Genomic DNA, 14,495 nt, shown 5'->3' with positions numbered 1-14,495 from the left:
TGTGTCAGAGCCCGCAATTAAGAGTCTAGATAAACTCACCAGCTTTTCTCAGGAAATTGATGCTCTAGAACTATTGCGTAAGCAGCGAAGGTCGAAAGTTAAGAAATACCCTTCAGTCTCTGTTCTAGTTTCTACGGTTCGTCCAGATGATCTGACCAATCTACTGCAACAGTTAGTCAGCCAAAGCCTTCCTTTATTTGAATTACAACTTGGTCTGCATGCAATTAAAATAAATGCCTCACACAAGAAACTGATTCGAGTTCTCGAGAAACGAAAAATCTCAGTAAACATAGACACATTTGACCGGGAGAGTAGCCTTGGCACAATTCTCTCTTCATTAGCCCAGGCATCGTCAGGAGAATTCATCGCAAAGATGGATGATGATGATTATTACGGACCTGAGCACCTAAGAGATTTATTGGATGCAGCCCTTGATACCGGTGCGGATGTAGTGGGTAGGGCGATGAATTATGTATATCTCGAACCCTTGCAGCTAACCGTTCGTAGATTTTCACCTCACGGGATTCAAGCCGTTGAGTTATGGAGTGATTGGGTTTGCGGAGGAACAATTCTTGCTAAGCGTGCAGTAGCTGAAGCCGCACATTGGTTTGGAGATGGCAATACTGCAGTCGACAGGTTCTTACTCAGCGGAGTAACTAACAACGGTGGAAAAATCTGGAGAACTTTTGGGGCCGGATACATTTATCGTCGCACCTTTACATTCCATACTTATGCAACGAACTATTCCAAGTATCTCAACGGCGCAAATGAACATGTAGTCGGAAGATGGAAACACCCGGTATTTGGAGGTAATCTCCTATGAGTACCAATTTTAGGTTTAACCGCCCTCAAAATCTTGCGCTAGTGAGTAGACCTTCGCTGTCAGTGGCCGTGGTCATCGCATGCAAAGATGGACAAGAGAAGCTAGATCTTGTTTTAGCCTCCCTTACCTCGCAGAGTTACCCATCACGTTTATTCAACGTCTATGTCATTGACGATGGAAGTAGCACACCAATAACTATTCCTTCAATCTCACCGAAAAAAACACGCCTATTAAAGTATAAAAACTCGCCATCTCACTGGGGAAAAACTGCAGCCACCAATCATTTTGCAGCAGGACTTAAAGAAGATGTTCTGTGGTTCATCGATGCAGATATGGTTTTCGAACCTGACCACCTTGCCCACCATATGAAGTGGCATCATGAAGCAGATGATTTTGCGGTCTTAGGTTGGAAGCGATTTGTCGATCACTGGGATTACACGCCAGCGGCCCTTGCGGAATCGCTACGTAAAGGTGGCTTCCATCAGCTGCATTCTCAGAGCTGGAGTAAAGAGTTGTGGGAAGAGCGAGTCAATCGCACGCAGGATTTAGTAAATCCGGCACTTGAAGGTTATCGAACTTTTGTAGGTGCAACATTTTCAATTATGAATTCTCAGTGGAAAAAACTTGGTGGCTATAACCGCGAACTCATCACTGGTGAAGATACTGAACTAGGTTGGCGTATCTTTACAAATGGGCTAAGAACAGTTCCGGAGCGAGAGGCGCACTCTTGGCATTTAGGATTTAGTACAGTCGAGAAAAATAAAGAGTCGATTCACCGCCATAATGATCCGGCGTTAGCGCAGTTTATTCCGGAGATGCATTCAGTCCGGGCACGCTATGAATTTGATTGGAAAGTTCCCACATACCAAGTCTTTGTTGATGCCCGCAATTTAACCTTAAGAGATTTGCTCCTGCGCAGGCAGGAGCTGCTAGCAGTCAATGGTACGTCTGCTCATTTCACCTTGATGGGCCCATGGAAGCTTCTGAGAAGTCGATACTCGCCAACTGCAGATAAGTTTGCCGACCTTCGGGAAATCCGTAGCTGGTTAAAGGCAGATGAGAGTTATACCTTTGTCGAAATTGATTCAGAAATGAATGTGACAATCGATAGCGTTATCGAATTAATTAAACCAAGTGCAACACCACACTACATATTTATCGAAGGCTCATCTAAGGTTGATTTAAAGCATTTAGTTGACTTACAGATAACTCAAGGCCATGGATTGGTGGGAGTTGTGGACAAGAAAGATAATCGAGCATTTGTGATCTTTGCACCAGCGCTTTCTCGCGCGTGCACATCAGGTGGAGATGTGTATGAAAATATCTCTACACAATGGGGACTCAATTGGATGACAGATGAGAAGTTTCTTCAGCTCAATGCTGGTAGAAAATCTCGCATCAAGCGCTTCAATCGGTTTCTCAAGCGCGAGGGGAAGAAGATTAATTCTCCTGCCCAGCTTTTCATCTTTATCCAAAAGCTTGGGAAGTTGATTCTTCGAAAAGTTTTGCGCAATGGCTAAACCGACAATAATCCTTGCGACAAGCAACGGAATCGGAATGGGGCATCTCGCCAGAGCAACTGCGATAGCAAAAGCAATGCAGGAATTTGCCACCCCTGTGATTGTCTCTGTCGCTGGAGGAATTGCCGAGATTCCATCTGCAACTGGTTTTCAATGTGAATACATTCCAGGAAAGACTCGCGGATGGATGCCGCGCGGTAAATGGGATACCTATTTTCGCGATCGCTTAGTTGCGATAGCTCAGGAGACAGGTGCCAGCGTCATCGCCTTTGATGGCGTTGTTCCTTATCCAGGGTTTATTGCATCTAAATTAATGGATCCTCAATTGCAACTTGTGTGGATACGACGAGGTATGTGGCAAAAAAATCTCTTGCGCTTCGTTCTTCCCTTCCAATCGCAATTAGTTGATCAAGTTATTGAACCTGGGGATTTTGCTCGAGGCTATGATTTCGGACCCACAGCTGGACGCAATGAAGCAATCCTTACCGCTCCAGTTTCACTCTTTGAAAAAGATAAGGCTCTGTCACGCGATGACGCCCGAAAAGTTTTAGGTCTTGATATAAATCGCCCAGCTGTACTGGTGCAACTTGGCACTGGTGATAGTGATGTGAATCAGAAAATGCATGCTGCGCTCTCTGGGCTTACTGGATGGAAAGATCTGCAGGTTGTACTCACCAAAGATCCAGTTGATAAGAATGGCGCCTCGTGGGCACCCGATGGCTTGGATATTCGGGTAGTGCGCCATTTCCCACTAGCTCATGTGTTGCGCGCATTCGATGCAAGCGTCTGTGCCACCGGATATAACGGGGTTCATGAACTTTTACCGGCGCAAGTACCAACAGTGTTTGTCTCTAATATTCGAGGAACTGATGATCAAGAAGCCCGTGCACAATGGTGTCATGACATGGGCTTCGCCTTACGTGCCGACCAGTCAGATTTAAGCAACATCACTGCAACAGTAAGAAAATTACAAGATTCGCAAATTCGCGCGCGGCTACATCAGCAATGTGAGCATCTTCCCGATCCGGTGGGCGGGCAAGAAATTGCGAAGATTCTTTATGAATTGGTAAGTAAGACAAAGATGTCTCGTCAAGGGCCCGTTAATCGCCTGAAGCGACTTTTATTGTGGTCAGTTCTCAGAAGGGCGGCTCTCATTTATCGCACGATAAATCCCCATAACGTAGATGACTTAGTAAACCGCGAGGCACCAATCTGGGGATCTCAAAATACTGCTGAAGATCTTCACCCACTTATTAAGGGATCGATGCGTTTTGAACATCTAATAACTGGTGCATCCGAGAATTACATTAGGCGACGCAAGGAGATTGCACAGTCCGCCTACGGCACTCCTGGTCCTAGCTAGAAGCGAGAGCGAATTTCCCAGAGATCTTTAAATATCGGATTAAAGAGAGTGCTTGCAAGATATTCGACTCCACTGGAACCACCGGTTCCTGGTTTCTTTCCGATTGTTCTTTCAACCATTTTCACATGGCGGTATCGCCATTCTTGAATACCTTCATCAATATCTACCAGTCGTTCACTGACCATGGAACTCTCGGGATCTTGCTTATGAACAGTTAAGAGAACATCTTGAACAAGTGGATTGGATTCATATGCAATGGATTTATCCCGCGAGATCACTTCATGGGGAAGTGTGTAACCTCGTGCTTGTAGATAATCCAGGAATGAATCCCATAATGAATTACGGGAGGTAATCCCAGCAATTTCTGATTGAACCTCCGGTGGAAGGTGGCTCGACATGCGGCTATCGCGACGGCCAAGAATCGCTTCCACTTTTCTAAATTGAGCTGATTGAAATCCACTTGAGGAAGAGAGAAAGCCTCGAAAAGCATTAAATTGAAGTGGCGTCATCGTTTCCAAAATATCTACCTGTGCAACGCATACCTTCATGATGGTCCGGATCCGACCAAGGATTGCAAGTGCATAGTGGGTGTTACCAGACTCAAGTGCGCGTTGGGCTTCGAAGAACTCATGGATTAACTGTTTGAACCAGAGTTCATAGGTTTGATGGATGATAATAAAAAGCATTTCATCGTGCTCAGGTCCGGTGGAAAGTGGCTTTTGGAGTGCAAGTAATTCATCGATGGCAAGGTATGAACTGTATGTAAGGGCGGAATCGAATTCATTACTCATGTGACGCGAGATTCCGATCCTTGAATTTTCTCGTATTGACGGGTCTCAGTAAGGGCTGTAATTCGTTGGAATCCATCCCACACCTCGACATAGGAAGTCGCTAATGGGGAGATAGCCAGGCGTATGGCATTAGGAGTACGGTAATCAGGGATTACATTGGCAAATTTTCTAAGTGCAACGCAAATTCTTGCGGCATCAGGATGACCAAGTGAGATGTGTCCACCGCGTTCCTGAGGATTTCTAGAGGTTAAAAGGGTGTAACCAAGCGGAGCTAACCATTCATCGAATAAATCAATCATCATCTGAGTTCCAATAGCAGCCTTCGATGCTATGACGTTTATACCTGCCTCTTCAATCATCGAATAGGAAACTTGCACGCCACGTATTCCAATAATGGATGGACTTGCAATTTGGAAACCGCGAATTCCTTCTGCTTTCACAAATTCAGCTCCCATGCCAAATTGATCTTCATTTGCAAACCATCCTTGAATGGGAGTCTGCAATTCACTTTGAATCTTCCTATTCACATATAGCCAGGCTGGTGATCCAGGGCCAGCATTGCCATATTTATATGTGCATCCCACTGCAAGATCGACCCCGTTGTCATCGAAGTTCATCTCGATAGCACCCGCTGCATGGCTGGCATCCCACACAACGAGAGCACCATAACTTCTAGCCAAATCAGTGATGGATTTAATGTCTGTACGAGCACCAGAGCGATACTGAATTACTTCGAAAGTTACTAGTGCGACATCTTCTGTCATGTACCTCTCTAGCAGTTCTGCGGTGACTAACTCATTTTCTGCAATTGCAGGATCTTCGTTGTCGATGATTACCAGGTTCAGCCCATAGCTCTTTGCGATTCCATCGAGTATGTAACGATCAGTAGGAAAATTTGCCGCATCTGTAATTATTGTCTTGCGGCCAGGGCGTGCGTTAATTGCTGCTAAACAAAGTTGATAGAAATTAACTGAAGTTGTGTCACAGACTAGAACTTGCCCAGCGCCTGCGCCTAGAACTGCTCGGCCCAAAAGATCTCCTGCCACCTGCGCTTCATCGATCCAATGGCTCCAACCGGTAACGACTTCATTGCCCCACTCGTGGGACAGGAAATCTCCCACCGCTTTGACGGTGGCATGGGGCAATCTGCCTAGGGAATTTCCATCGAGATAGCAGAGATTAGGGTCTGTGATTACGAACTTGCTTCTATATTCGGCGAGCGGGTCATTCTTATCTAATTCCAACGCGTAAGCGCGGTCAGTGACCTTCATAGTTCAAAGGTACGCTCTCCTACCGTGGCGCGCAATGTTGTAAATATCGAAGAGGTTTCTAAGGCCTTCGATATTCGTCCTCTTCTCGATCGTGTTTCACTCGGAGTCTCAGAGGGTGAACGAATCGGAATCGTCGGACGCAATGGTTCGGGTAAAAGCACGCTCATGAAGATTATTGCAGGCGTAGAAGATCCAGACGCAGGTCGAGTTACAAAATCAAATGCAGCGCGTATTGGAATTCTCTCTCAGATTGATACAGCCGCCGCCGATGCCACCGTTGGTGATGTTGTGATTGGCAATCGTGAGAAACACGAATGGGCTAGTGACCCACAGATACGTGAGATATTTACCGGACTATTTGGTGGATTCGATGACCACCTGTTTGAAAGAGTCTTCTCATCGCTATCAGGTGGTGAAAAAAGACGGGTAGGTCTTGCCAAGTTGCTCATTGATGACCTGGATCTGATTTTACTTGATGAGCCAACAAACCACTTAGATGTTGAAGGCGTTGCCTGGCTAGCCCAGCATTTAAACAATCGAAAAGATTTAGCACTTCTTGTTGTTACTCACGATCGTTGGTTTTTAGATGCAGTCACAGATCGAACCTGGGAAGTAGTACTTGGAAAAGTAGAGGAGTATGACGGTGGTTATTCAGCATTTGTTTTAGCAAAAGCAGAGAGATCTCGTCAGGCAAATGTATTGGATAGCCGTAGAAACAATCTCATCCGTAAAGAGTTAGCCTGGCTTAGACGTGGCGCACCAGCTAGAACAACTAAACCAAAGTTTCGAGTTGATGCGGCCAATGAATTGATCTCTGCCGAACCCGCCCCACGTGATTCAACTGAACTATTAAAGTTTGCACTCAATCGCTTAGGAAATACTGTCTTTGAACTACACCATGCACTTATCAGGGCTGGCGATAAGAAATTAATCGAAGATCTCACTTGGAATATCGGTCCAGGAGATCGCATAGGAATAGTGGGAGTTAATGGTTCCGGAAAAACAACTCTCATGCGCACTTTGGCTGCCTTGCATCAACTCTCAGCTGGAAAACTGGTCACAGGTATTACAGTAAAGATTGCCTTCCTCACCCAACATTTAGATGAGTTAGATCCAGAGTGGCGCCTACTTGAAGCGGTAGAAAAAGTTGCAACCCATGTAGAGATTGGCAAAGGAAAGACTTTATCTGCCTCCCAGCTATGCGAACGTCTGGGCTTTGATCGCGATGCCCAGTGGACTCCAGTAGGCAATCTTTCTGGGGGAGAAAGACGACGATTGCAACTAACCCGATTGCTTATGGATTCGCCCAATGTTGTTCTACTCGATGAACCTACAAATGATTTTGATATCGAAACCCTCACCGAACTCGAAGATTTACTCGACAGCTATGGTGGAACTCTGATTGTTATCTCTCACGATAGATATTTTCTCGAGCGAGTCTGTGATCGCTTCTATGGGTTGCTTGGAGATGAAAATCTTCGAGATCTACCTAGAGGTGTAGATGAATATCTTGAGCGAAGAGCTGATTCAGTGTCATCACGCGGTAACACGGCGCCAAAGCAGTCATCTGGTTCAAGTGCTGCAGAACAGAGACAACTCAAGAAAGATCTAGCCCGCCTTGAGAAGCAGATAGTAAAAGGTAAAGAGCGAATTGCAGAACTATTTGCCGAACAAGAGCGTGAAAGTGCGAATCATCAACGTTTAATTGAACTCACCAATGAACTAGCTTCGGCTGAAAGTGAACTTGCGAGTCGAGAAGAAGAATGGCTGCAAGTGACGTTAGCCCTGGAAAGTTAATAGGATTGGGTTATGTCTAAAAAGACGCAACGCTTAGATGTATTGGCTGCAATATCTGGAGTCATGATTGCTCTTCAGGCACGCGCAAATGGAGAACTCTCACACTTAATCGGCAATGGCGTCCAAGCTGCCCTTGTTTCATTTGGATCAGGCCTAGCCATTATTGCGGTGATTGCACTGTTTAATCCGGCTATCAAAGCTGGCGCAGCTAATTTACGTGGGGCCATTACACGCAAAGAGTTACCAAAATGGACTCTCTTTGCTGGGGCGCTGGGTGGAAGTTTTGTCGCAGTGCAAACGCACATTGTTCCCCTTATCGGTGTGGCAATTTATTCAGTGGCATCCATTGCCGGACAGACCGCAGCTTCACTTGTTGTTGATCGCATCGGGTTAACTGGTGGTGGCAAGAAGCACATCACTCCACGACGAATCGGGGCGGCGCTATTTACGGTCTTTGCAGTCTTCATCTCGGTCTTCGACCGACTTGATGCACAAAACCTTTCAATCTTCGCCGTTATCTTGGGCTGTATCGCGGGGGCGATTGTTGGAGTACAGCGTGCGCTCAATGGACAGATAAACGAACATTCTCATCAGAGTTTCACAACATCCCTGCTCAATTTCATTATGGGAACTGCTTTCCTCGTAATTTTCCTTTTCATGCTTATCGCACTCGGTCCAACAGAACTTGTTCCTTTACCTGCGGGCCCATGGTGGATATACACGGGTGGCGTCATTGGAGTTATCTACATTGCCTTTACTTCAACAATCGTGCAACACCTGGGAGTTCTAACTTTTACGCTTTTCAGCGTTGGCGGACAACTAGTTGGATCCTTGATAATTGATTTTTATTCACCTACTGAAGGCGTGCAGGTAAGTGCTTATCTAGTTACAGGAATCGTTATGACTTACTGTGGGGTTCTCGTCGGTGGCGTGAATAATTCACAATCCCGGAAACGATTGAACCAATGATAAAGAAGGCTGCAATCGCGTAAGAGAATGTTCTCACCCACGGGACACTTGCAGCATAGAACCCAGCGAGAGTAATTCCCGCCCCCCACAGAACTGCCCCCACGACATTGGCAGATAAAAACTTGTAGTAATTCATCTTCGATGCCCCCGCAATGGGTGGAACGAAAGTTCGAATCCAAGGGAAGAAGCGTGCTGCTACAACTGCCCACCAGCCTGATTTTTCATAGAAACGCTCGGAGTTCGCAATCATTCGTTGCACACGCGGTGACTTTCTCTTATCAAGATATGGGCGGCCCACAACACGACCGATGACGAACCCAACTTGATCTCCGAAGAATGCCGCGAGCAAGATAACTGCCACTAAGACAGCAATATTGATATTTCCATGAGAAGCAGCGACCAAGCCTGCGCTGAACAAAATTGAGTCACCAGGAAGGAAAAAACCAAAGAGAAGTCCAGTTTCAATAAAAACTATCGCCCCAATAACAATGTAAAAGATGAATGGGGCAAGAGTTGAGAGTTGTGAATCAAATGATGCGGCAAGCTCAATCACACAGAAGCCTTCACTGCCGCCGCAACTTTAACAACAACGTTAGGGTCAAAAACGCTAGGGACGATGAATGATGTATTTAGCTGCGAAGGACTTACGCAATCGGCAATCGCCTCGGCTGCAGCAACAAGTAATTTGTCGGTAATTTTATGAGCTTGCGCATCAAGTAGACCTCGGAAGATGCCCGGGAATGCAAGCACGTTGTTTATTTGATTAGGGTGGTCACTTCGACCGGTCGCAACGACAGTTGCATACTTTCGAGCGATAACAGGATCAATTTCTGGGTCAGGGTTGGCAAGTGCAAAAACTATTGAACCTGCTGCCATTGCAGCTACATCCGCTTCTTTAAGAACGTGAGGCGCACTGACTCCAATAAAGATATCGGCCCCCACCATTGCCTGGTGAATATCACCAGCGAAATTGCCAGGGTTTGAGTGTTCGATAAACCACGAGCGCATTGGGTCTGATGATGTTGAATCGCCACCGATGAGTCCATCTTTATCGAAAGCAATAATATTCTGAGCGCCACTTAAGAGAAGCAGTCGCGCGATTGCTGTGCCAGCAGCTCCTGCGCCACTCATAACAATTTTCACAGCAGACATCTCTTTCTTCACCAACTTAAGAGCATTGCGCAGCGCTGCTAGAACGACAATTGCAGTCCCATGCTGATCATCATGAAATACAGGAATATCAAGAAGTTCACGCAATCGACGCTCGACTTCAAAGCAGCGGGGCGCCGAGATATCTTCAAGATTGATTCCTCCATATACAGGGGCAATAAGTTGCACTGTGCGAACAATTTCATCAACATCTTGTGTATCTAGACAGACAGGCCACGCGTCCACATTTGCAAAGCGCTTAAAGAGCGCAGCTTTTCCTTCCATGACGGGAAGGGCGGCAGCTGGACCAATATTTCCAAGGCCGAGCACGGCAGAGCCATCGGTAACAACGGCCACGGTATTGCGCTTCATGGTCAGGCGACGAACATCGGATGGGTCATCAACAATTGCTTGCGAAATTCGAGCAACGCCTGGAGTGTAAGCACGCGATAGATCATCACGAGTTTTCAATGGAACCTTAGAAGTTACTTCGATCTTTCCGCCGAGGTGTAGCAAGAACGTGCGGTCACTTACCTTGCGAACGGTAAGGCCATTATTGGCTGAGAGGGCATCATGAATTTGTTGAGCGTGGTCAGAGTCAATCGTGTCGCAAGTAACGTCAATGACTACTTTTTCAAGCAAAGATTCAACAACGTCGAGTGCGGTAATCGTGGCACCAGCATTGGTAATTGTTGTAGTAATTAATGCAACAGGTTGAAGTTCTGGTGATCCTTCAACACGAATCGTGATTCCGTAGCCGGGTGATGTAGAAGCCATTTACACAACTCCATAGAGACGGTCGCCGGCATCGCCTAGACCAGGAACGATGTATCCCTTTTCATTTAACTTTTGATCGAGGGAGCCTGTCACTAGCGTTATAGGAATTCCTGCATCTTTAAATTCATCCTCGAGTGCCTTGATTCCTTCAGGGGCGGCAAGTAAACAGATGGCAGTAATTTCATTCGCACCTCGCTCGATGAGGTAATTAATAGCCATCGCCAACGTTCCACCTGTTGCAAGCATTGGATCAAGGACAAAACATTGGCGACCAGATAAATCTTCAGGTAAACGATTTGCATAGGTGCTTGCTTGCAGCGTCTCTTCGTTTCGAACCATACCGAGAAATCCAACTTGTGCAGTTGGCAATAACTTCGTCATGCCTTCAAGCATTCCTAAACCTGCACGCAAGATGGGTACGACAACTGGACGAGGTTCAGCTAATACCAATCCTGTCGTGGCAGTCACCGGAGTTTTAATGGAGATAGATGTGGTGCGAACATCACGGGTTGCCTCATACGCGAGCAGAGTCACCAACTCTTCAACAAGAAGTCTGAAAGTTGGAGAATCGGTCTTTTCATCGCGCAGAACGGTTAATTTATGAGAGATTAACGGATGGTTCGCAACGTGAACTTTCATGTCATTTACTCTACAGGGCTTTCTTTCTAATCCAATGAGTGCCAAAATGGTTGATGTGTCAGAGCAGACCCAGGACTTCGCAATTGAGGCGTGGCATGAAGACGGCCGCTGGTCTCTTGCCGCTTTGCCTGATCCGGATGACCTAACTCACATTATTGATCGGCTAAAAAAGCAGCAAACAAATGGTGGTGCTGTTGCTCTCATCGCTATCGATGATGAATTCTTCATCGCAATTCGCGTACTAGGTAGTAACGTCAAATACTTCATGAGCGATATCACCGCAGCTCTCGACTATGAAGTGGCCGCCGAATTTTTAGAAATTGCAGATATTGATGCACCAGATGAAGAAGATGAGCCACTTCCTACCGGCGACCTAGATATTTTTGCTGATTTAGGTTTACCTCATATGGAACTCTCAACTCTCTGTGACGATGCCAATCTCTTTCCAGATGAACTGATTGAAGCTATTGCTCATCGATTAGGATTTGGCGAGCAATTCGCAGAGTTATTGGAGTCATAAAAATTTCACTTCGTACGCCAAATGAATTAATGGGTGAGGCAATTGCAATCGCTCATGACGCCGTGCGCACAGGAGATGTTCCAGTCGGCGCAATTGTCTTGAATAAAGATGGCATTGTTATTGGAATAGGCTCCAATGAACGCGAGGCAAATAACGACCCGACAGCCCACGCCGAAGTAGTTGCAATTCGTAATGCAGCCTCACGATTACAAAATTCGCGCCTTGATGGTTGCACCTTGGTTGTGACGCTCGAACCGTGCGCCATGTGCGCTGGTGCTATCGCACAATCAAGAATTTCACAGTTGATCTTTGGTGCTTGGGATGAAAAAGCAGGAGCAGTGGGCTCGGTTTGGGATCTACTCCGTGATCCGCGTTCGATTTTTAGCGTTGAGGTAACAGCTGGAGTACGTGAAGCTGAGTGTGCGCAGTTACTGAAAGATTTCTTTTCAGATAAGTAGTTCGTAAGAAGGATTTAAAATAACGAGCTGTCCATCTTCTTCCCCGACCATTCCCTCTGCGCGCATCTCCATACCAACTTCCAAGCCAGCTATTTCTCGGCGACCCAAGAAGTTCAAAGTGATTCCACCACTGTGATCCCACACTTCAACCTGAAGTATCGGCGCAGAACCACGCGGAGCTGTTGAAATTGAAGTTACCCTGCCGTGGACCATAGAGCGCTTACGCCATTGGATCTCTCCGATTGCGGTGACATCGTCTACATAGTGAGTAACCGGAGCAAAAACCTTCGGAGCATCCTGTGTTGGCTTCTGGAAATCGGTGGTCTTAACGTGGGCCAGGCTTTCACTCGCATGGTTGATAGCAAGCGGTTTACCTGAAGTAATTCTGTTGACATCAAATGGCACGATCGTTGCTACCACACGCTGCAGCTGTGAGATTGGTGCTGCAATGTTCTCCGCTGTCTGATCATGGAGCAGGCGACCTAAGAATCGTGAGTATGAACGACGAGGCAATAAAATGGTTAATTCAACATCGGGTTTCTCGGTCTTGCGAATTGCGTAGTCGAGGGCAGAGTTAACGATTCGACGGTCTGGGCAATCAATGAGTTCAAGCTGAACATCTTCAAGGGCAACGGAGGCTGCCCAGGCTTTTTGAATATCTTCAGCGCGACGATCATCGATGACGAAATGCACTGCTCTAATCTTGTGTGGTTTAAGGCTTCGTGCATAACGAACTGCTCCAACTGTCGCAACATCGACGCTATCGACGAATATTGTGACCATGTGACGTGCCATAGAAGTAGCACGCTCTTGCTCGGTCTTCACAGAGAGAGCATCTTGTTCGCGTGTGTATTGACGGCGTAAACGCAAGAATGTTGCGACCAAGATTGGCGCCGTCACAAGTACCAACCACGCGCCTTGAGTGAATTTAACGACAGAGAAAATGATGACAATTATTAGCGAGATTGAACCTGCAAGCCCGTTTATAAAGACTTTAATCTTCCATCCCTTTGGTTTGGTGCGCAGGAAGTAGCGAGTCATTCCGAACCCAGCCAATGTAAAGCCAGTAAAAACTCCGAGGGCATAGAAAGCGACGAGATGCTCGACAGATCCGGCTGTGATTACCACTAAGAGGATTCCGCCACCCGCAAGCAAGAGAATTCCGTTTGAGAATGCAAGACGGTGGCCGCGCTTAGTTAACTGGCGTGGCAGGTAACCATCTGAAGCAATAAAGTTAACTAGTAACGGGAATGCACTATATGTGGTGTTCGCTCCAGCAAACAAAATAAGCATTGTTGCTAGCTGAACCATAATAAACATCAATGAGCCAAAGGCGCCTGTACCCACCGCAGCCTTTGCAATCTGTGAAATTACTGTCGGAACACCAGATTCATATGGCATGGCATAGATGTGATGCGCAAAGTAAGAGACTCCTAAAACAAGAGTTCCAAGTAGACAGCTCATGATGACAAGAGTGCGCTTGGCATTTACATGCTCTGGTGCTTTAAAGAGGGCAACACCATCGGAGATTGCTTCAAGGCCAGTAAGAGATGATCCACCATTTGCAAAGGCGCGTAGCAAGATAAAAATCGCTGCAAATGTGAGCAAGCCTTGTGGTTCTCCTAATTCGACGGCACCAGGCAAATCGGTATCAAGCACAGGCAAAGTTCCATTTGCTAAACGGTAGAGCCCCATACCGAAGACGATGAACATACATCCGACGAAGAAATAGGTAGGAAATGCGAACGCTTTTCCCGCTTCCTTAACTCCACGCAAATTTCCATATGTAAGAAGTGCGATGACTGCAAAAATCATATGCATCTTATACGGTTCAGCGGAAGGGAAGGTCGAAATTATTGCAGCGACTCCTGCAGCAGCTTGAATTGCGAGAGTGACGATGTAATCAAGCATCAGTGCGACAGCAGCTATCTGGGCAACAACAGGTCCAAAGTTGTCGCGCGAGACAATATATGCGCCACCAGTTTTCGTATACACATCAATAACATTTCGATATGACAATGTAATGATGACAAGTATTACAAGAACTATTGCTGTCATTGGCATCAAGATTGCAAATGCTGCTAATCCAAAGGCGGGAAGGAGTGCGATCAAAATCTGTTCTGAACCGTAGGCAGAAGATGAAATGCAGTCTGAAGAGAGAATTCCGAGCCCGTATCTCTTGCTCAGACGTTGGTGACCAAGTGAGTGACGATTGAGTGCGCCGCCTAGAAGAAAGCGCTTAACCTTGTAGGAGAATGGATCTTTCACGTGCGCGTGTTCCTGTAGTGCTACCGGCTCCGGTGCATCATCGGTCCAAGACTTAGGCACTTCTACTCCCTCGGGCGTTGCAGTTAAGGCATCACCACTGCGTAGGAAACCATTTTAGGTGACCCATCGATATCTCGTAAGTATGCTTAT

At 46.5% G+C, this 14,495-nt stretch carries 13 protein-coding genes; 7 read left to right on the top strand and 6 right to left on the bottom strand.

All coding sequences use genetic code 11. The features are described 5' to 3' along the window. The first annotated feature begins 1 nt into the window (after position 1). The 3 genes from A1sIA79_RS06440 to A1sIA79_RS06430 are packed head-to-tail and all read left to right on the top strand — an operon-like array spanning position 2 to position 3,706. Positions 2 to 823 (top strand): glycosyltransferase family 2 protein, encoded by an 822-nt coding sequence (locus A1sIA79_RS06440; protein ID WP_095675363.1) that lies wholly within the window; start codon positions 2 to 4, stop codon positions 821 to 823. 41 nt (positions 824 to 864) lie between these two features. After that, positions 865 to 2,343: a glycosyltransferase family 2 protein gene (locus tag A1sIA79_RS06435; RefSeq protein WP_190277053.1), complete on the top strand. Its 1,479-nt coding sequence runs from the start codon at positions 865 to 867 to the stop codon at positions 2,341 to 2,343. Next, positions 2,336 to 3,706 carry a glycosyltransferase gene (locus A1sIA79_RS06430; RefSeq protein ID WP_095675361.1) on the top strand — a complete coding sequence of 457 codons (1,371 nt, stop codon included), beginning with the start codon at positions 2,336 to 2,338 and terminating at the stop codon, positions 3,704 to 3,706. Before A1sIA79_RS06435 ends, A1sIA79_RS06430 begins: the two co-directional genes overlap by 8 nt. Here the strand turns inward: A1sIA79_RS06430 and A1sIA79_RS06425 are convergent. Next, positions 3,703 to 4,497, bottom strand: coding sequence for a tryptophan 2,3-dioxygenase (locus tag A1sIA79_RS06425; RefSeq protein ID WP_095675360.1), 795 nt, complete (start codon positions 4,495 to 4,497; stop codon positions 3,703 to 3,705). The genes A1sIA79_RS06430 and A1sIA79_RS06425 overlap by 4 nt on opposite strands. Further along, a complete protein-coding gene (locus A1sIA79_RS06420; RefSeq protein WP_095675359.1) occupies positions 4,494 to 5,768 on the bottom strand; it encodes a kynureninase in 1,275 nt (424 codons plus the stop codon). The genes A1sIA79_RS06425 and A1sIA79_RS06420 overlap by 4 nt, the downstream gene beginning before the upstream one ends. A 24-nt stretch (positions 5,769 to 5,792) precedes the next feature. Between A1sIA79_RS06420 and A1sIA79_RS06415 the strand changes: the two genes are divergently transcribed. Both A1sIA79_RS06415 and A1sIA79_RS06410 read left to right on the top strand, forming a co-directional pair. Continuing rightward, a complete protein-coding gene (locus A1sIA79_RS06415; protein ID WP_095675358.1) occupies positions 5,793 to 7,565 on the top strand; it encodes an ABC-F family ATP-binding cassette domain-containing protein in 1,773 nt (590 codons plus the stop codon). Between the two features lie 12 nt (positions 7,566 to 7,577). Beyond that, on the top strand, positions 7,578 to 8,534 hold the full coding sequence (locus tag A1sIA79_RS06410) for a DMT family transporter (RefSeq protein WP_095675357.1): 957 nt from the start codon (positions 7,578 to 7,580) through the stop codon (positions 8,532 to 8,534). Here A1sIA79_RS06410 and A1sIA79_RS06405 read toward each other — a convergent pair. Genes A1sIA79_RS06405 through upp form a run of 3 tightly spaced genes read right to left on the bottom strand, consistent with a single transcriptional unit; the run spans position 8,464 to position 11,099 of the window. Further along, positions 8,464 to 9,087 (bottom strand): DedA family protein, encoded by a 624-nt coding sequence (locus A1sIA79_RS06405; RefSeq protein ID WP_095675356.1) that lies wholly within the window; start codon positions 9,085 to 9,087, stop codon positions 8,464 to 8,466. The genes A1sIA79_RS06410 and A1sIA79_RS06405 overlap by 71 nt on opposite strands. After that, positions 9,084 to 10,460, bottom strand: coding sequence for an NAD-dependent malic enzyme (locus A1sIA79_RS06400; RefSeq protein ID WP_095675355.1), 1,377 nt, complete (start codon positions 10,458 to 10,460; stop codon positions 9,084 to 9,086). Before A1sIA79_RS06400 ends, A1sIA79_RS06405 begins: the two co-directional genes overlap by 4 nt. Next, on the bottom strand, positions 10,461 to 11,099 hold the full coding sequence (upp, locus tag A1sIA79_RS06395) for a uracil phosphoribosyltransferase (RefSeq protein ID WP_095675354.1): 639 nt from the start codon (positions 11,097 to 11,099) through the stop codon (positions 10,461 to 10,463). Here upp and A1sIA79_RS06390 point away from each other — a divergent pair. Both A1sIA79_RS06390 and A1sIA79_RS06385 read left to right on the top strand, forming a co-directional pair. Then, positions 11,098 to 11,619, top strand: coding sequence for a tRNA adenosine deaminase-associated protein (locus tag A1sIA79_RS06390; protein ID WP_095675353.1), 522 nt, complete (start codon positions 11,098 to 11,100; stop codon positions 11,617 to 11,619). The two genes, upp and A1sIA79_RS06390, sit on opposite strands and share 2 nt — an antisense overlap. 29 nt (positions 11,620 to 11,648) lie before the next feature. Beyond that, the gene (locus A1sIA79_RS06385; protein WP_095675352.1) at positions 11,649 to 12,077 is read left to right on the top strand and encodes a nucleoside deaminase; all 429 of its coding nucleotides are present in this window, start codon (positions 11,649 to 11,651) and stop codon (positions 12,075 to 12,077) included. Here A1sIA79_RS06385 and A1sIA79_RS06380 read toward each other — a convergent pair. After that, complete coding sequence (locus A1sIA79_RS06380; protein ID WP_095675351.1) at positions 12,066 to 14,405, bottom strand: amino acid permease; 2,340 nt, start codon at positions 14,403 to 14,405, stop codon at positions 12,066 to 12,068. The genes A1sIA79_RS06385 and A1sIA79_RS06380 overlap by 12 nt on opposite strands. Between the last annotated feature and the right edge of the window lie 90 nt (positions 14,406 to 14,495).

This window comes from Candidatus Planktophila versatilis (assembly GCF_002288105.1).
GTDB classification, from domain to species: Bacteria; Actinomycetota; Actinomycetes; order Nanopelagicales; family Nanopelagicaceae; genus Planktophila; species Planktophila versatilis.
Note: the sequence above shows the minus strand (reverse complement) of the source record. Positions and strands in the feature narration are given on the sequence as shown.